Origin of the sequence: Croceibacterium ferulae (genome assembly GCF_003660445.1) — a bacterium.
Lineage (GTDB): Bacteria > Pseudomonadota > Alphaproteobacteria > Sphingomonadales > Sphingomonadaceae > Croceibacterium > Croceibacterium ferulae.
In genome coordinates, this window is the sequence record NZ_QZVQ01000006.1 from 1 (window position 1) to 17,885 (window position 17,885).

Annotated in this window: 18 protein-coding genes; 17 read left to right on the forward strand and 1 reads right to left on the reverse strand. The window is 68.2% G+C overall.

Going from position 1 to position 17,885, the window contains the following annotated elements; genetic code table 11:
• The first annotated feature begins 275 nt into the window (after nucleotides 1–275).
• The 15 genes from D5S08_RS07425 (at nucleotide 276) to ybaL (ending at nucleotide 15,070) form a co-directional block, all read left to right on the forward strand.
• Nucleotides 276–1,034 (forward strand): SDR family NAD(P)-dependent oxidoreductase, encoded by a 759-nt coding sequence (locus D5S08_RS07425; protein WP_121117131.1) that lies wholly within the window; start codon nucleotides 276–278, stop codon nucleotides 1,032–1,034.
• Complete coding sequence (locus D5S08_RS07430) at nucleotides 1,031–1,429, forward strand: gamma-glutamylcyclotransferase family protein (RefSeq protein ID WP_121117133.1); 399 nt, start codon at nucleotides 1,031–1,033, stop codon at nucleotides 1,427–1,429. Before D5S08_RS07425 ends, D5S08_RS07430 begins: the two co-directional genes overlap by 4 nt.
• A gap of 122 nt (nucleotides 1,430–1,551) precedes the next feature.
• Complete coding sequence (gene rpmI, locus D5S08_RS07435; RefSeq protein ID WP_121117621.1) at nucleotides 1,552–1,755, forward strand: 50S ribosomal protein L35; 204 nt, start codon at nucleotides 1,552–1,554, stop codon at nucleotides 1,753–1,755.
• A gap of 32 nt (nucleotides 1,756–1,787) precedes the next feature.
• Nucleotides 1,788–2,150, forward strand: a complete 363-nt coding sequence (gene rplT / locus D5S08_RS07440; protein ID WP_121117135.1) for a 50S ribosomal protein L20 — start codon at nucleotides 1,788–1,790, stop codon at nucleotides 2,148–2,150.
• A gap of 232 nt (nucleotides 2,151–2,382) precedes the next feature.
• Nucleotides 2,383–3,276, forward strand: a complete 894-nt coding sequence (locus D5S08_RS07445; protein WP_206610301.1) for a helix-turn-helix domain-containing protein — start codon at nucleotides 2,383–2,385, stop codon at nucleotides 3,274–3,276.
• Nucleotides 3,277–3,318: 42 nt separating this feature from the next.
• Nucleotides 3,319–4,440 (forward strand): phenylalanine--tRNA ligase subunit alpha, encoded by a 1,122-nt coding sequence (pheS, locus tag D5S08_RS07450; RefSeq protein WP_121117138.1) that lies wholly within the window; start codon nucleotides 3,319–3,321, stop codon nucleotides 4,438–4,440.
• Nucleotides 4,437–6,827: a phenylalanine--tRNA ligase subunit beta gene (gene pheT / locus D5S08_RS07455; RefSeq protein WP_121117140.1), complete on the forward strand. Its 2,391-nt coding sequence runs from the start codon at nucleotides 4,437–4,439 to the stop codon at nucleotides 6,825–6,827. The genes pheS and pheT overlap by 4 nt, the downstream gene beginning before the upstream one ends.
• A gap of 156 nt (nucleotides 6,828–6,983) precedes the next feature.
• Nucleotides 6,984–8,516 carry a peptide chain release factor 3 gene (locus D5S08_RS07460; protein ID WP_121117623.1) on the forward strand — a complete coding sequence of 511 codons (1,533 nt, stop codon included), beginning with the start codon at nucleotides 6,984–6,986 and terminating at the stop codon, nucleotides 8,514–8,516.
• 16 nt (nucleotides 8,517–8,532) lie between these two features.
• Complete coding sequence (locus D5S08_RS07465) at nucleotides 8,533–9,228, forward strand: endonuclease/exonuclease/phosphatase family protein (protein ID WP_121117142.1); 696 nt, start codon at nucleotides 8,533–8,535, stop codon at nucleotides 9,226–9,228.
• A gap of 168 nt (nucleotides 9,229–9,396) precedes the next feature.
• Nucleotides 9,397–9,735: a P-II family nitrogen regulator gene (locus D5S08_RS07470; protein WP_039097001.1), complete on the forward strand. Its 339-nt coding sequence runs from the start codon at nucleotides 9,397–9,399 to the stop codon at nucleotides 9,733–9,735.
• A 26-nt stretch (nucleotides 9,736–9,761) separates the two neighbouring features.
• Nucleotides 9,762–11,129 carry an ammonium transporter gene (locus D5S08_RS07475; protein WP_121117144.1) on the forward strand — a complete coding sequence of 456 codons (1,368 nt, stop codon included), beginning with the start codon at nucleotides 9,762–9,764 and terminating at the stop codon, nucleotides 11,127–11,129.
• A gap of 336 nt (nucleotides 11,130–11,465) precedes the next feature.
• Nucleotides 11,466–12,581 carry an OmpA family protein gene (locus tag D5S08_RS07480; protein WP_121117146.1) on the forward strand — a complete coding sequence of 372 codons (1,116 nt, stop codon included), beginning with the start codon at nucleotides 11,466–11,468 and terminating at the stop codon, nucleotides 12,579–12,581.
• A gap of 178 nt (nucleotides 12,582–12,759) precedes the next feature.
• Complete coding sequence (locus tag D5S08_RS07485; RefSeq protein ID WP_121117148.1) at nucleotides 12,760–13,161, forward strand: hypothetical protein; 402 nt, start codon at nucleotides 12,760–12,762, stop codon at nucleotides 13,159–13,161.
• 18 nt (nucleotides 13,162–13,179) lie between these two features.
• Nucleotides 13,180–13,365 carry a hypothetical protein gene (locus D5S08_RS16400; protein ID WP_126665515.1) on the forward strand — a complete coding sequence of 62 codons (186 nt, stop codon included), beginning with the start codon at nucleotides 13,180–13,182 and terminating at the stop codon, nucleotides 13,363–13,365.
• A 46-nt stretch (nucleotides 13,366–13,411) separates the two neighbouring features.
• Nucleotides 13,412–15,070: a YbaL family putative K(+) efflux transporter gene (gene ybaL / locus D5S08_RS07490; RefSeq protein WP_121117150.1), complete on the forward strand. Its 1,659-nt coding sequence runs from the start codon at nucleotides 13,412–13,414 to the stop codon at nucleotides 15,068–15,070.
• Between the two features lie 27 nt (nucleotides 15,071–15,097).
• Here the strand turns inward: ybaL and D5S08_RS07495 are convergent, their stop codons facing one another.
• Nucleotides 15,098–15,736: a YqaA family protein gene (locus D5S08_RS07495; RefSeq protein WP_121117152.1), complete on the reverse strand. Its 639-nt coding sequence runs from the start codon at nucleotides 15,734–15,736 to the stop codon at nucleotides 15,098–15,100.
• 235 nt (nucleotides 15,737–15,971) lie between these two features.
• Between D5S08_RS07495 and D5S08_RS07500 the strand changes: the two genes are divergently transcribed.
• Entirely contained in the window at nucleotides 15,972–16,472 is a 501-nt protein-coding gene (locus D5S08_RS07500) for a hypothetical protein (RefSeq protein WP_121117154.1), read from the forward strand.
• Complete coding sequence (locus tag D5S08_RS07505) at nucleotides 16,459–17,811, forward strand: DNA-packaging protein (protein WP_241557286.1); 1,353 nt, start codon at nucleotides 16,459–16,461, stop codon at nucleotides 17,809–17,811. The genes D5S08_RS07500 and D5S08_RS07505 overlap by 14 nt, the downstream gene beginning before the upstream one ends.
• Nucleotides 17,812–17,885: the final 74 nt, after the last annotated feature.

Consider the following 17,885-nt stretch of genomic DNA (forward strand, 5'->3'; position numbering starts at 1 on the left):
GATCGTCGTACGTCGCGCCATACCCCTCCACCATTCGCTACGCGAACGGTCCCCCTCCCTATCAAAGGATGGGGAGGATGAAGGAGCCGCATCGCTTCCGCAATGACCGCAATCCACCCATTCCCGTCATTACGTCGCCCCGGACTTGATCCGGGGTGACGCTAGCTCTTCTGACGCTGCGTCAAGAAGCGGGATGCCGGATCAAGTCCGGTTTCACGAGGAAGGAAGCTGAACGCTTCGAGGCACCGTCATCCCGGCCGGGCGTTGATGGCGGTATGAGCGACCGAACTATCCTCGTCACCGGCGGCGGCAACGGTATCGGCCGAGGTGCTGTCTTGCACTTTCACGGGCTCGGCTGGCGCGTCATCGCGCTGGACCGCGACACGGAGGCGCTGACCGAACTTGCTGCCCCATTGCCGGCCGAGAGTTGCCTGACGGTCACCGCCGATTGCGGGCAGGAGGCCGATGTCGTCGCCGCCTTAAGGCAGGTCGGTGAGTGGCTGGGCGATGATCCGCTGACCTGCCTCGTCAACAATAGCGGCATCGCCGATCCGGTATGCGGGCCGCTGGAAGACCTGCAGCTGGCCGACTGGCAGCGCTGGATCGACGCCAGCCTGACCGCCGCCTTCCTGTGCAGCCGGGAGGCGCTGCCGCTGCTGCGCCGGGCGGAGGGTGGCAGCATCGTCAACATCTCCTCCACCCGCGCGCTTCAGTCCGAACCGGGCACCTACGCCTATGCCGCGGCGAAGGGCGGGCTCGATGCGCTGACCCATGCCATGGCGGTGTCACTGGGGCCGCAGCTGCGGGTCAATGCCGTGCTGCCCGGCTGGATCGAGACCGGCCCGTGGCAGAAGGCGGCCGAGCGGGAGGAGCCCGAACACAGCGCGGCGGATCGCGACCAGCATCCGGTGGGGCGCGTGGGCGAGGTGGCCGACATCGCGCAGGCGATCGCATATCTGGCCGACGCCGGCTTCGTCACCGGGCAGCAGCTGGTGGTGGATGGCGGCATGACACGAAGGATGATCTACGTATGAGCGCCCTGTTCCTGTATGGCGTGCTGCGCGCCGATATCGCCGGTGAAAAGATCGAGCCGCTGCTGACGGGCCTGGGTCCTGGCTGGTCGGCCACCGCGCCGGGCGAGCTGTGGGCGATCCCCGATCCGCAAGGCTGGTACCCTGCGCTGCTGCCGGGCGACGGTACGGTGCAGGGCATGCTGCACGAGGCGGGGGACGTGGACCTGGCGGCGCTGGATCGGTTCGAGGGGCCGCAGTACCGGCGCACCGCCGTGACCGTCACCAGCGCTAGCGGCGAATTGCCGGCGATGGCCTGGCTCTACACCGCCGCCCTGCCGGACGGGGCGGAGCCGGTGCCCGATGGCGACTTCGCCGCGTGGCTGGCGCAGACGGGCCGGACGCCCTTCACGCTATGAGGCTTGCGAATCCCTGGCCACGGAGCTAGAGGCCCGCGCTTCACCGACACGTGAATTGCCGCCGGCCTGGCCACAAGGGCTGCCAAGGCCGGTGTAGACGTGTCCCGAACATGGAGACCGAAATGCCCAAGATGAAGACCAAGAGCGGGGTCAAGAAGCGTTTCAAGATCACCGCTACCGGCAAGGTGAAGCATGGCGTCGCAGGCAAGCGGCACCGGCTGATCAGCCACAACGCCAAGTATATCCGCCAGAACCGCGGCACCTCCGTCCTGTCCGATTCGGACGTGCAGACGGTGAAGAAGTGGGCCCCGTACGGGCTCGGCTGAGCGCGTTGCAGCTGATCGAAGGAATCTAACACATGTCACGTATCAAGCGCGGCGTAACCACGCGTGCCAAGCACAAGCGTTTGCTGGACCAGGCCAAGGGTTACCGCGGCCGTCGCAAGAACACCATCCGCGTCGCCCGCCAGGCGGTCGAGAAGGCGGGCCAGTACGCGTATCGCGATCGCAAGATCAAGAAGCGCAACTTCCGCGCCCTGTGGATCACCCGCATCAACGCGGCGGTCCGGGCCGAAGGCCTGACCTATTCGCAGTTCATGCACGGCGTGAAGCTGGCCGGGATCGAGTTGGACCGCAAGATCATGGCCGATCTCGCCATGAACGAAGGCACGTCCTTCGGCGCGATCATCGCGCAGGCGAAGGCAGCGCTGCCCGCGGCCTGATCGCCGCACACGCATTGCGCCGAACGTCAGGGGCGCGGATGGCCAGGGTCATCCGCGCCCTTGTCGCATGTGCCCTTCCGGGACGATAATCCGGCGGGATGTGGTGCGCCGTACAGCGCGCTTGCCAAGCCCGCCGGTTTGCGGAACCATGCCGCCTGACGCCGGAAAGCAGGGGGCTGGTTCCGGCGAGAACAGGGTCGCAATCGCTATGAATGGCGGCGCTTCGGTGCACGTGCGCTATTTCCGGCTCAGCGAGCCGTTGCTGCCCTATTTCACGTCGCTGTACCTGTTCGACATCACGGTCCCGCCGGGCGAGCGGATCACCGACTGCCTGTTCCCCGAATGGGCGGCGCTGCGTTTCCGCCCGGGCACCCCGTTCCGGGCGGCGCTGGGCAGGGAGCCGCTGCGCCCGACCTGGCCCTTCGGCGTGACCGGCCCGACCAGCCATGTGCTGCATTTCGACACGGTGAGCTGCTGCGCCTGGGGCCTGGGGCTGCAGCCGGCGGGCTGGGCGCGGTTCATCGATGCTCCCGCGGGCGACTTTGCCAACCGCCTGTTCGACGGCATGACCGATCCGGTCTTCGCGCCCTTCGCCCCGCTGCTCGACATCGTGAGCGCCCCCGGCCACACGGCGGACCAGACGGCCGCCAGGATCACCGCCCATCTGGAGCGCCTGCCACTGGGGCGCCATGCCAAGAAGGCGGAGCAGGTGGCTGCGGTGCATGCGGCGTTGCGCGATCCGGCAACGGCCAATGTCTGCCAGATCGCGGAGCGGGTCGGCATCAGCACGCGCACGCTGGAACGGATCTGCGCCCGCTGGTTCGGCTTTCCCGCCAAGCAGGAACTGCGCCGCCAGCGCTTCCTGCGCAGCATGGCGCGCTTCATGATGTCCGGCTATCGTTCGTGGAGCGAGGCGCTGGACGAACGCTATTACGACCAGGCCCAGTTCGTGCGCGATTTCCGCGCCTTCATGCACATGACCCCCAGCGAATATGCGGAGATGCCGCACCCGGTGATGCACCAGATCATGGCGCAGCGGCTGGTGGATCAGGGGGTGGTGTCCGGTGCGAAGCTGCAGGAGCTGAAGGATGTCGCGGAACCGGGCGGGGCCGCTCCACGCAAATAGAGGCTTGGGCACGCGGCGGCGGGGCGTTACAGCCCCGGCCCGATGACCGACACCGACAACCTCGCCGCCGCCGCTGACGCCAGCATCGCCGCCGCGATCGCCCAGATCGAAGCCGCGGCCGACCTTTCCGCGCTGGAGGCGATCCGCGTCGCGCTGCTGGGCAAGCAGGGCAGCATCTCCGCCCTGATGAAGACGCTGGGCGCCATGGCGCCGGAGGAGCGGCAGGCCCGCGCGCCCGCGATCCAGGCGCTGCGGCAGCAGGCGAGCGACGCCATTGCCGCGCGCAAGACCGCGCTGGAAGGTGCCGCGCTGGAGGCGCAGCTGGCGGCCGAGGCGCTGGACCTGACGCTGCCTGCGCCCGAAGCCCCGCGCGGGACCGTGCACCCGGTCAGTCAGGTGATGGACGAGCTGGCCGAGATCTTCGCCGATCTGGGCTTCGCCGTCGCCACCGGGCCGGAGATCGAGGATGACTGGTACAATTTCACCGCGCTGAACATGCCCGAAAGCCACCCGGCACGCGCGATGCACGACACGTTCTACTTCCCCGACACCGCGCCGAAAGGCGGCCGCATGCTGCTGCGCACGCATACCAGCCCGGTGCAGGTGCGGACCATGCTGGCAGAGGGCGCGCCGCTCAGGATCATCGCGCCGGGCCGCGTCTATCGCAGCGACAGCGATGCCACGCACACGCCGATGTTCCACCAGGTGGAAGGGCTGGTGATCGACCGCGACATCCATCTTGGCCATCTGAAGTGGACGCTGGAAACCTTTCTGAAGGCGTTCTTCGAGCGTGACGACATCGTGCTGCGCCTGCGGCCGAGCTATTTCCCGTTCACCGAGCCATCCGTGGAGGTCGATGTCGGCTTCGCGCTGGTGGATGGCAGGCGCGTGCTGGGCGGCAGCGGCGATGCGGCCGGCCATGGCTGGATGGAGCTGCTGGGCAGCGGCATGGTCAACCGCCGCGTGATCGAGGCGAGTGGGCTCGACCCCGATGAGTGGCAGGGCTTCGCCTTTGGCGTCGGTGTCGACCGGCTGGCCATGCTGAAATACGGGATGGACGATCTGCGCGCCTTCTTCGACGGCGATGTCCGCTGGCTGGGCCATTACGGCTTCAGCGCGTTCGACCAGCCCACCCTGTCCGCCGGCGTGGGAGCGCGCGCATGAAGTTTTCCGCTGAATGGCTCGCCCGCCACCTCGACACCGATGCCTCTGCTGCGGAGATCGCCGCCAAGCTGAATGCGTTGGGCATCGAGGTCGAGGAGCTGGACGATCCCGCCGTGGCGCTGGAGGGCTTCCGCGTGGCGGAGGTGCTGACCGCTGCGCCGCACCCGCAGGCGGATCGGTTGCAGGTGCTGACCGTCAATACGGGCGAGGGCGAGCCGCTGCAGGTGGTGTGCGGCGCGGCCAATGCGCGCGCCGGCATGAAGGGCGTGCTGGGTGTGGCCGGCGCGACCGTGCCCGCCAACGGCATGGTGCTGCGCAAGAGCGCGATCCGCGGGGTCGAGAGCAACGGCATGATGTGCTCCGTGCGCGAGCTGCAGCTGGGCGACGAGCATGAGGGCATCATCGAACTACCCGACGATGCGCCGGTGGGCATGGCGGTGGCCGAGTTCTTCAGGTCGAGCCCGGTGTTTGACGTTTCCATCACCCCCAACCGCCCGGACTGCATGGGCGTGCACGGCATTGCCCGCGATCTGGCGGCGGCGGGGCTGGGCACGCTGAAGGATGCGCCGATCCCGGCGGTGCCGGGTGCGTTCCCGTGCCCGGTGACCATCCGCACCGACGATCCCGCAGGGTGCCCGGCCTTCTTCGCCCGCGTGATCCGCGGCGTGACGAATGGTCCGTCGCCCCGCTGGCTGCAGCAGGCGCTGATCAGCGCCGGGCAGCGGCCGATCAGCGCGCTGGTGGATGTGACCAATTACCTGTCGCTGGGCCATGGCCGACCGGCGCATGTTTATGATCTGGCGAAGCTGACCGGGCCGGTGGTGGCGCGGCGTGCGACCGCGGGCGAGGAGGTGCTGGCGCTGAACGGCAAGAGCTACACGCTCGACCGGTCCATGCTGGTGATCGCGGATGATGCCGGCGTGCATGACATTGCCGGGATCATGGGCGGCGAGGAGTCCAGCGTCACCGACGGCACGACTGATGTGCTGCTGGAGATCGCCTATTTCGATCCCGAGAGCATCGGCGCGACCGGCCGCAAGCTGGGCATCGCCAGCGATGCGCGCACCCGGTTCGAGCGCGGGGTGGATCCGGCCTTCCTGGGGGATGGGCTTGAGCTGCTGACCGGCATGATCCTGGAGTTCTGCGGCGGCGAGGCAAGCGATGTGGTGCGCGCGGGTACGCCGCCGCTGGATACCGTCGTGACCGCCTTCGATCCGCAGCTGACGCAGCGGCTGGGCGGCGTGGCCGTGCCGGAGGACGAGCAGCGCGCCATCCTGGAGCGGCTCGGCTTCACCGTGGCAAGCGACTGGACCGTGACCACGCCGACCTGGCGGCCCGACATCATCGGCCCCGCCGATCTGGTGGAGGAAGTGGTGCGCGTCCACGGCATCGACCGGATCGAGAGCGTGGCCTTGCCGCGCGCCGGCGGCGTCGCCCGCCCGACCGCCACCCCGGCGCAGCTGACCGAACGCCGCGTGCGCCGGGCGGCGGCGGCGCGCGGGCTGATGGAGGCGGTGACCTGGTCCTTCCTGCCCGCCAGCGCGGCGGAAGGCTTCGCCACCGAGGGCGAGACGCCGTGGGTGCTCGACAATCCGATCAGCGAGGACCTGAAGGTCATGCGCCCTTCGCTGCTGCCCGGCCTGCTGCTGGCGGCGGGGCGCAATCTGGCGCGCGGTGCCCCGGCCCTGCGCCTGTTCGAGATCGGCCGCCGCTACGGCCGCAGCCCTGACGGTTCCAGCGCGGAACGGCTGACGCTGGGCGTGGTGCTGGCGGGCGACCGCCAGCCGCGCGGCTGGGCGAGCGGCAAGGCGCAAGGCTTCGACGCCTACGACGCCAAGGCCGAGGCGCTGGCCCTGCTGGCGGAGGCCGGCGCGCCAGTCGACAAGCTGCAGGTGATGGGGGATGCGGGCCCGCAGTTCCATCCCGGCCAGTCGGGCACGTTGCGGCTTGGCCCCAACGTGGTGCTGGCCCGCTTCGGCGCGTTGCACCCGGCGGTGCTGAAGGCGTTCGACCTGGCCGGGCCGGTGATGGCGGCCGAGCTGTTCCTGGATGCGATCCCCGCGCGCAAGAGCAGCGGCTTTGCCAAGCCCGCCTACAGCCCGCCGGCCTTGCAGCCGGTGCTGCGCGACTTCGCTTTCCTGGTGCCGGCGGCGGTGCGGGCGGGCGATCTGGTGCGGGCGGTGAAGGGCGCGGACAAGGTGAACATCGTGGATGTGCGCCTGTTCGACCAGTTCAGCGGCGCGGGCGTGCCGGAAGGGCAGAAGTCGCTGGCGGTGGAGGTGCTGCTGCAGCCGCAGGGCGAAAGCTACACCGAGGCGGTGCTGACCGGGATCAGTGACAAGGTGGTGGCCGCCGGCGTCAAGCTGGGCGCCAGCTTGCGAGGGTAGTCGCACCTTCGTCATTGCGAGCGTAGCGAAGCAATCCAGGGCCGCAGGCACGGCGCATGTGGCCCTGGATTGCCATGTCGCCTGCGGCTCCTCGCAATGACGAACCAAGGGCATCCAAGTGGACGCGCGCCCTCCGCCAAGGTAGGGGCGCCGGCCATGTCCAATCGTCGCACCTTTGCCATCATCTCCCACCCCGACGCCGGGAAGACCACGCTGACGGAAAAGCTGCTGCTGAGCGGCGGCGCGATCCATCTGGCGGGCGAGGTCAAGGCGCGCGGGCAGGCGCGGCGCGCGCGGTCCGACTGGATGAAGATCGAGCAGCAGCGCGGCATCTCCGTCACCAGCTCCGTCATGACCTTCGCGCGCGAGTTCGATGGTGAGGAGATCACCTTCAACCTGCTGGACACGCCGGGGCACGAGGATTTCAGCGAGGACACCTATCGCACGCTGACCGCGGTGGATTCGGCCGTGATGGTGATCGACGCCGCCAAGGGTATCGAGCCGCAGACGCGCAAGCTGTTCGAAGTGTGCCGCATGCGCAACGTGCCGATCATCACCTTCATCAACAAGGTCGATCGCGAAGGGCGCCCCGGTTTCGAGCTGCTGGACGAGGTGGCGGACGCGCTGGCGCTGGATGTCAGCCCGCAGGGCTGGCCGCTGGGCATGGGTGGCCTGTTCCAGGGCGTGCTGGACTTCAACACCGGCGCGGTCAGCCGGCCGGAAGGGCCGAGCCGCGAGTTCCTGGGCACGCGGGAGGCGGATGCCCCGATCCCCGAGGAGCTGGCCGAGGAGATCGAGCTGGCGCAGGGGGGCTATCCGGAATTCGACGAGGAAGCGTATCGTGCAGGCGACCTGACGCCGGTCTATTGGGGATCGGCGCTGAAGAATTTCGGGGTGGAGGAGCTGATCGGCGCCATTGCCGCCCACGCCCCGCCGCCGCGCCCGCAGCCGGCCGATGGCGGAGAGATCGGGCCGGAGCGGCCGGACGTGACCGGCTTCATCTTCAAGGTGCAGGCCAACATGGACCCGCAGCACCGGGACCGGATCGCCTTCATGCGGATGGTCTCGGGCACGTTCCGCCGTGGCATGAAGCTGGTGCCCAGCGGCCTCGGCAAGCCGATCGCGGTGCATTCGCCGATCCTGTTCTTCGCGCAGGATCGCGAGCTGGCCGACACGGCGGAGGCGGGCGACATCATCGGCATCCCCAATCACGGCACGCTGCGGGTGGGCGACAGCTTGAGCGAGCGCAACGATGTGCGCTTCACCGGCCTGCCGAACTTCGCGCCGGAGATCCTGCGCCGCGTGGCGCTGGTGGACCCGACCAAGACCAAGCAGTTGCGCAAAGCGCTGGACGATCTGAGCGAAGAAGGCGTGATCCAGGTCTTCTACCCGGAGATCGGCGCGCAGTGGATCGTCGGCGTGGTCGGCCAGCTGCAGCTGGAGGTGCTGGTGAGCCGGCTGGAGGCGGAATACAAGGTCGCCGCCATGCTGGAGCCGTCCCCCTTCGCCACCGCCCGCTGGATCAAGGGGCCGGCGGAGGCACAGGAGCAGTTCGCCAGCTTCAACCGCGCCAATCTGGCGCGCGACCGCGATGGCGACATGGTGTTCATGGCGAAAAGTCCGTGGGACATCGGCTATCAGCAGGAAAAGCACCCGGACCTGACATTCAGCGCCACCAAGGAGCGCTGAGGGCGTTAGTGTCGCGATGCGGCTGACATTTGCCAGTTACAATATCCACAAGGGCGTGGGGCGCGACCGCCGCCGCGATCCCGAACGCATCCTGACCGTGCTGCACGAGATCGGGGCCGACGTGGTGGCCCTGCAAGAGGCGGACCGGCGGTATGGCCAGCGCGAGACGGTGCTGGAGCGCAGCCTGCTGGACGAGCATCACTGGCAGGTGGTGCCGGTGGCCCGGCGGCCGCTGTCGATGGGGTGGCACGGCAATGCCCTGCTGGTGCGGCGCGGGATCACGGTAGAGGGCGGCGAGGCGCTGGTGCTGCCCACGCTGGAGCCGCGCGGCTGCATCCTGGGTCGGCTGGAATGGGAAGGGCACCGCTTCCAGGTGGCCGGCATGCATCTGGACCTGTCGGGCCTGTTGCGGCGCAAGCAGATCGTCGCCGCCTGCGCCGCGGCCGATGCCGGCAACCTGCCGACAGTGATGATGGGTGACCTTAACGAGTGGTCCCCGCGCAAGGGCGCGCTGACCGCCTTCGGCGCCGGCTGGCAGGTGCTGGATTGCGGACGCAGCTTCCCCAGCGGGCGGCCGCTGGCGGCGCTGGACCGGATCGTCCATTCCACCCACTGGGACTGCGCGGGCATGCGGGTCCATCACAGCGCAGCCAGCGCGGTCGCGAGCGACCACCTGCCGGTCGTGGCCGAGCTGGAGCTGCGCGGCGGATAAGCTGCCCGTTTTTTGGGCAGGTGCTTACAGTTTTGTTGCAGTGCGGCCCCGCAATGATGCGGCTGCGAAGGCGTATGCTCTGTTAACCCCTGCTTTTCCGGATTGGCACGGTTCTTGATTAGTCTGCGACGTGCCGGGGATCGTCCGGTGGGGAAGCAGGGGTCAGTGATGAAGTTCATCATCGCGATAATCAAACCGTTCAAGCTCGACGAGGTGCGCGAGGCGCTGAGCGCCATCGGCGTGGCGGGCATGACCGTGTCGGAAGTGAAGGGGTTCGGTCGCCAGAAGGGGCAGACCGAAATCTACCGCGGCGCGGAATATTCGACCAACATGCTGCCCAAGGTGAAGCTGGAGATCGCGGCGAGCGACGCGCTGGCCGCGCAGGTGGTGGAAACCATCCAGCAGACCGCCAGCACCGACAGCATCGGCGACGGCAAGATCTTCGTGCTGGACCTGGCCTCCACCACGCGCATCCGCACCGGCGAAACCGGGGAGAACGCGCTGTGACCGGCCGCGCGACGAGGGGGACAGACATGATCCGCAAGCTTGTGAGTGGGGCGGGGGCCATCGGTGCCGGCCTGTTTGGCGCAACCGCGGCCTTCGCGCAGGACGCCGCGCTGCAGGCGGGCGAGGCTGTCGAGCCGGTGACGGCAACGGTGAACAAGGGCGACACCGCCTGGATGATCACCGCCACCGTGCTGGTGCTGCTGATGATCGTGCCCGGGCTGGCGCTGTTCTATGGCGGGCTGGTCCGCACCAAGAACATGCTGTCGGTGCTGACGCAGGTCCTGGCCGTGGCGAGCCTGGCCATGATCGTGTGGGTCATGTGGGGCTACGGCATGGCCTTTGGCGGTGACGCCAACCAGTTCATCTCCGCCGGCAAGTTCTTCCTGGCGGGCGTGACGCCGGACAGCAACGTGGCGACCTTCAGCGAAGGGGTGGAGATCCCCGAATTCGTGTTCATCGCCTTCCAGATGACCTTTGCCGCCATCACGGTGAGCCTGGTCGTGGGCGGCCTGGTGGAACGCATGAAGTTTTCCGCGCTGATGGTGTTCGCGCTGGTGTGGCTGACGATCGTCTATTTCCCGATCGCACACATGGTCTGGTATGCCGGCGCTACGCCGGAAACGACCGGCCTGCTGTTCGGCTGGGGCGCGCTGGATTTCGCCGGCGGCACGGTGGTGCATATCAATGCGGGCGTTTCCGCACTGGTGGGCGCGCTCATCCTGGGCCCGCGGCTCGGCTACAAGACCGAGATCATGGCGCCGCATTCGCTGACCATGACGCTGATCGGCACCGGCCTGCTGTGGTGCGGCTGGTTCGGCTTCAATGCCGGGTCCGCGCTGGAGGCCAATGGTTCGGCCGGGCTGGCGCTGATCAACACGCTGGTCGCCACGGCGGCGGGCGTGCTGTTCTGGATGCTGACGGAGCGGGCGCTGGGCCACAAGGGATCGCTGCTGGGCGCCTGTTCCGGCGCGATCGCCGGGCTGGTGGCGGTGACGCCGGCTGCGGGCAATTCCGGTCCGTTCGGCGCGATCCTGCTGGGCGCGGTCGCCTCTGTCCTGTGTGCCCTGTTCGTGGTGTCGGTGAAGCCGAAGCTGAAGCTGGACGACAGCCTGGACGCCTTCGGCATCCATGGTCTGGGCGGCATCATCGGTTCGATCGGTACCGCCTTCACCATGCTGCCCGGGCTGGGTGGCCCCGCCGCGGCGGATTACGACCTGGGCAGCCAGCTGGGCATCCAGATCGCCGCGGTGCTGGTGGCCATCGTGTGGGCCGCCGTGGGTGCGGCCATCGCCTTCACCATCGCCAAGCTGCTGACCGGGCTGCGCGTGACGCCTGAGGTGGAACGCGGGGGCCTCGACCTGGGTGAGCATGGCGAGCGGGCTTACAACTACTGACCGGATCGGCGGCCGGGAACGCCAGTGTGGCAGGTTCCCGGCCGCCCCAATACGTTCCTCCTGCGAACGCACCTGAACGGGCCGGAGCCTCGCTCCGGCCCCTTTTTTGTGTGCTGGCGCTCCAAATCGCGTGGCATTCATGCAACACTGGCTGCAAAACCTGATTGCAGCGCAGCATGGGGCCGGAACGAATATTCCTGTCATTCCTTGGGGTTCATGCTCGGCGGGACAATGTTCCACCGGTCCGGGATGGCTGCTGCACCCGCACGGCTGTTGCGATGTACTGTTCAAAGTACCTATAGGGCGGGTGCGCAGGTAGATAAGGGGAATACACACATGAAGAAAGTTATGCTGGGGCTGGCTCTGGCATCGGTGATCGCCGCACCGGCCATCGCCCGTGACGGCCAGGGCTATGTCGGCCTGCAGGGCGGTATTGCTCTGCCGAGCGACATCGACGTGGACGCCGGTTCTGTTGAGGATGCCTACACCGTCGAGAGCGACGAGGGCTTCGATGTCGGCGGTTTCGCCGGTTACGATTTCGGTCCGGTCCGTGCCGAGCTGGAAGGCTTCTGGCTGCAGACCGATCCTGATTCGGTCACCACGAACACCACCGTGGGCCTGCCGCTGAACCCCACCGGCACGCAGTTCGGCACCGCCGAAACCCGCGGCCACCTGCGCGTCGCCGCTGCCATGCTGAACGCCATGTTCGACATCGGCGGCAATGACGGCGTCGGCCTGTCCTTCGGTGGCGGCTTCGGTCGCGCCTGGTCGAAGTTCCAGCTGTCTGCTGGCGGCCCGGACATCATGCCTTCGCAGACCGACAATGACTGGGCCTATCAGGGTCTCGTCCAGCTGCGCGTTCCCGTGAGCGAGCGTGTCGATGTCGGCCTGAAGTATCGCTACCTGAACACGAACAACTTCGACGCGGTCGACGGCCTGGGCCGTCAGTCCTCGTTCGACGTTGAGTCGCACTCGGCACTGCTGACGCTGACGGCGAACCTGGGTGGCGAGGAAGCCGCTCCGCCGCCGCCGCCGCCGCCGCCGCCCCCGCCGCCGCCGCCTCCCCCGCCGCCGCCCCCGCCGCCCCCGCCGGTGGTGCAGTGCAACCGCGGGCCCTACATCGTGTTCTTCGACTGGGACAAGTCGGCGATCACGCCTGAGGCAGCGACCATCCTGGACAGCGCCGTCACGGCCTATGGCAATTGCGCCAACGTGCCGATCATGCTGGCAGGCTACACCGACACGTCCGGTTCGACCCAGTACAACCTGGGCCTGGCAGGTCGGCGTAACGAGAGCGTCCGCACCTACCTGACCGGCAAGGGCATCCCGGCCGCTCGCATCACCAGCGAAGCGTTCGGCGAAGCCAACCTGCGCGTTCCGACCGCCGACGGCGTTCGCGAGCTGCAGAACCGCCGCGTCGAGATCAGCTACGGGCCGGGTTCGGGCCGCTAAGCCTGATACCTGCTTCAAGCAGACAGAAGGGGCCGGGGGAGCAATCCTCCGGCCCTTTTTGCGTCTGGAGCCTTCGAAGTGCGTTCTTAACGCCCTCGCGGAGCGGCAAACATGGGACGAGCAGCGCCCGGCGATGTGTGCTCGCAATCCGGAGATGATGGTGTAGCATGGTCAGGCGATGACCAACCGGTACCATCCTGCATGCGATCGCGCCCGGCCCATCGCGTTCATGCTGTGGGGTTGGGCGCTGCTGCTGCTCGTGCTGCTGTCGGCGGCGCCGACCGGTGCGCAGGCCGGCACGCGGGTGGTCGGCTCCGCCTTTGATCCTTCGACTGTTTCGGTCACGGTTGCCCCGAACAAGCGGGATGACAGTGTCTGGGTAAAGAAGCTGCGGTGGAACGGACCGGCCGACGACGCGCCGGACCTGTCGCCCCGGCTGTTCCTGATCGCGCCCGCCGCGATCGCTCGGCCGGCGCCTGCATCCGCGCTGGCGATACTCCTTGCCGGCGTGATCTTGCGACGCGTGGTGTTGCGCATGCCGCCGCGCTGGCAGCCGGCACGGGCACCGCCGCTGGGCTAGGTTCCTGGCGGCGCCACCGTGGACGCCGCCCTGCTTCGTGCCCGTGCGGCCGTGTCGGTTCCGGGCACGACACCTGCCCGCCTTGCGGAGGTCACCATGACATCTCGACGCAACAAGCCGCCCCCCTGGTTCGCGCCCGCGCTGATCGCCGGTGTGACCGGGGCGTGCGGACTGATCGCAATGCTGTTCGTTACGCTCAACTAGTTCGACATGCGGTCCTGCGCGGGCCCGCATGATCAGGGAATATGGAATGCCGCACCATTCGCCGCTCATCGCCACGATCGTGGCCGGACTCGTCGCCGCCTTCTTCATGGGGGCGATCGCCCATCGCCTGCGCATCTCCCCCGTTGCAGGCTACCTGGCGGCCGGCGTGCTGGTGGGACCGTTCACGCCCGGCTTCGTCGCCGATGTGAGGCTGGCCAACGAGCTGGCGGAGCTCGGCGTGATCCTGCTGATGTTCGGGGTCGGCCTGCACTTCTCGCTGCGCGATCTGCTTTCGGTCAAGAACATCGCGGTGCCCGGCGCACTGCTGCAGATCGCGGTCGCCACATCGCTCGGGCTCGGCCTTGCGCTGTGGCTGGGCTGGTCGCTGGCGGCGGGTCTGGTGTTCGGGCTGGCCCTGTCGGTCGCCAGCACCGTGGTCCTGCTGCGCGCGATGCAGGCGCGCGACCTGATCAACACGCAGCGAGGCCGGATCGCGGTCGGCTGGCTGATCGTGGAGGATCTGGCGATGGTCATGGCGCTGGTGCTGCTGCCGCCGCTGGCCGAATTCATCAGCGGAGAGGCGCAGGGCGGCGGCGACATCGCGGTGACCTTCGGTCTGACCCTGCTGAAGGTGTGCGGCTTTGTCGCCTTCATGCTGATCGTCGGGCGGCGGCTCATCCCCCGGGCGCTGCACTGGGTGGCGCATACCGGATCGCGGGAGCTGTTCCGGTTGGCGGTGCTGGCGATCGCGCTGGGGGTGGCCTTTGGCGCGGCCTATGTGTTCGATGTGTCCTTCGCCCTCGGCGCCTTCTTTGCCGGCATGATCCTGGGGGAAACGCAGCTGTCCCGCCGGGCGGCGGAGGAGACGCTGCCGCTGCGCGATGCCTTTGCCGTGCTGTTCTTCGTCTCCGTGGGGATGCTGTTCGATCCTGCGGTGGTGGTGAACCAGCCGTGGCCGTTGCTGGCCACCGTGCTGATCATCATCGTCGGCAAGTCGGCGGCGGCGTTCGGGATCGTTCGGGCATTCGGCCATTCCAGCCGCACCGCGCTGACCATCTCGGCCAGCCTGGCGCAGATCGGCGAGTTCTCCTTCATCCTGGCCGGGCTGGGCACGGAGCTGGGCATCCTGCCGACGGAAGGGCGTGATCTGATCCTGGCCGGCGCGATCCTGTCGATCTTCGCCAATCCGTTCGTGTTCACCGCGGCTGCCGGGCGACTGGAAAAGGTCAGGCAGGCCGATGCCGATGAAGCCGCCGCCATCGAACGCGCGCGGGAGCGTGACCGGCGGGAGCATGTGGTGCTGATCGGTTATGGCCGGGTGGGGCGGCTGTTCGCCGCCGAAGCGAGGAAGGGCGGGCGCGCGCTGGTGATCGTGGAGGATCAGGCGGACATGGTCGAACAAGCCCGCAAGGACGGCTTCACGATCATTCCGGGGAATGCCGCGTTGCCCCATGTCCTGCGGGAGGCGGGCATCGCGGAGGCCAGCAAGCTGGTCATCGCCATACCCGAAGGGTTCGAGGCGGGGGCGATCGCCGTCAGCGCCCGGGCGGCGAACCCCGGGCTGGTGATCTTCGCGCGGGCCCATTCGGACGAGGAGGTCGCGCATCTGGAGCGGCATGGCGCGGACCATGTGGTCATGGGTGAACGCGAAATAGCCCGGCGGCTGATTGCCATGCTGGCGGCCGCGCGGCCGACGCCGGCATAGTGCCGCACTGCGTGGAGCGGATGCCGATCAGGCTGGAAGCACCGTTTCCGCCGCCTCGCAGGCGTCATGCGCCCCGTCCTCGCCACTGCCGAGCAGGGCCAGCGCGGCGAAACCGCCGATCAGGGCGACCACGAAGATCGTGGTGACCAGGCCCAGATACCGGTCGATAAAGCGCTTGATCGGGGCGCCGAACACGCGGAACAGCAGGCCCACGCTGATGAAGATCAGGCCTCTGCCGGCGATGCTGGCGAGGATGAAGGTCGCGAGATTCATCTCGATAAAGCCGGCCGTGATGGTCAGCAGCTTGAACGGCACGGGCGTGGTGCCGGCAATCACGATCACCTGCCAGTCATAGGCGCGCAGGTAGCAGGCGGCGCGCGGGAAGCTTTCCGTCAGGCCGAGCAAGGCCAGCATCTGCTGCCCGACCGCCTCGTACAGGCCCCAGCCGATCAGGTAGCCAAACAGGCCGCCGATAACGGAAGCGAGCGTGGCGATGATACCGAAGCGCAGCGCGCGGCGCGGTTCGGCCAGGCACATCAGCCCCAGCAACGGATGGGGCGGTATCGGGAAGAAGCTGGCCTCCACGAAGCTGAACAGGGCCAGCCACCAGACGGCGTGCGGATGGGCCGCCTTGGCCATCACCCAATTGTACAGACTGCGCAGCATGGTGCCCCCGTTTTGCCTCCGCCCCGCGGGCACGGCCAGGCGGATACAGAGGCAGCAAACCGGCCGCAAGCGCAAGCGAGTAACCACATTGGTACTTTAGTATTGACATCGTCACGCTGTTTGGTTAGAGAAGAGGAACATCGCGAAAGACCGATTCGGAACGGCCCCGCAGCGGGACGCCCACTCCGCCGGTTTCGCTCGATCCTTCTGATCTACCCAAAACAGGGGTTGCCGCATGACACGAGCCGAAGACGGCGCGCCCGAGGCGCGCCGCACAAGCACCACGCCCCGCTGGCAGGCCAGGTTCCTGACCGCGCTGAGCGACACGTCGAGCGTGGAGCAGGCCGCCGAGGCCGCGGGCATCAGCCTGGAGCATGTCCACAAGCTGCGCCGGGAGGATACGGACTTCGCCGGGCAGTGGCAGGATGCGCTGAACGAAGGGTATGACCGGCTGGAGCTGGACCTGCTGTACCGGCTGCGCAGCGGACGCACCGAGGAGCAGGACGAGCCCGGCGCCAAGCGCAAGTTCGACATCGCCACCGGGTTCCGCATCCTGTCCGCCCACCGCCAGCGCCAGCAGGCGGAAGGGCGGGGCCAGTCGGATCACGGGACGGAGGCGGATGTGATCGCCTCCATCGATGCGCGGCTGGACGCTTTTCGTGCCCGCCGCGAACAGGACAATGCCGCACTGGCCGCAGCCGCGGCGGCGCTGCAGGTGAGCGATGACGGGGCCTGAGGACCGGGCCGAACGGGATCGCAAGGATTGTTGGCGGGCACTGAGCAACGAGGAGTTCGACGCATTGCTGGCCGGGTTCGACCCGTGCCAGCGCACGATGCTGCTGTATCACTGGCGCCTGCACGCCCGGGCGGAGCAGCTGCCGCCGCCGGGTGACTGGCGACTGTGGCTGATCATGGCCGGGCGCGGCTTCGGCAAGAGCCGGGCCGGGGCCGAATGGGTACGGCAGGTGGCCGGCACCGACCCCAATGCGCGGATCGCGCTGATCGGGGCCAATCTGCCGGAGGTGCGGCAGATGATGGTGGAAGGCGACAATGGCCTGCTGGCCTGCTGCCCGCCGCATTGGCCGATGCCGCAATTCGAACCGTCACTGCGGCGGATCAGCTTCCCCAGCGGAGCGCAGGCCTATCTGTATTCCGCCGGGGAGCCGGACAGCCTGCGCGGCCCGCAACATTCCCATGCCTGGTGCGACGAGATCGGCAAGTGGGACAATTCGAGCGAGCGGGCGATCATGGCGTGGGACAATCTGCAACTGGGCCTGCGACTGGGCGTGAACCCGCAGGTGGTGGCGACCACGACGCCCCGCGCGGTGCCGTTGCTGCGCCGGCTGGTGACGCAGGCGGAGCGGCCCGGCGGCGTGCTAACGCGCGGACGGACGCAGGACAATGCCAGCAATCTGCCGGCCAGCTACCTGCTGAACATCGCCGAACAATATGCCGGCACCAGGCTGGGCCGGCAGGAGATGGACGGCGAGTTGCTGACCGAAGTCGAGGGTGCCCTTTGGAACCGGGCGCTGATCGACCGGCAGCGGGTCGAGGTGGCGAGCGAGCCGCCGGTGCGCGTGGTGGTGGCGGTGGATCCGCCGGCCAGTGCGCGGGGCGACGAGTGCGGCATCGTGGTGGCGGCGCGGACCGAGTCGGGCCGCGGGCTGGTGCTGGCCGATGCCAGCGTTCCCAAGCCCAGCCCCGAACGCTGGGCCCGGGCGGTCGCGGAGGCGGCAACGCAGTGGAAGGCCGACCGGGTGGTGGCGGAAGCCAACCAGGGCGGCGACATGGTAGCCAGCGTGTTGCGGGCCGCCGACTTCCACATGCCGGTCCGGCTGGTTCAGGCCACCCGCAGCAAGGTTGCCCGGGCAGAGCCGGTTGCCGCCTTGTATGAAGCGGGCAAGGTGCAGCATGTCGGCAGCTTCCCGCAGCTGGAGGATCAGCTGTGCGGGATCCTGGCTGCCGGCGGCTATGAAGGACCGGGCCGCAGCCCTGACCGGGCGGATGCCCTGGTGTGGGCGCTGCATGAATTGCTGCTGCAGGACAAGGCGCCGCCCCGCATCACGATGATGTAGCCGATACGGTACATAGACAAGACCGAAAGAACCGGCCCTTCCAACGCGGAAGCGGCCGGTTTTTCTTTGCCACA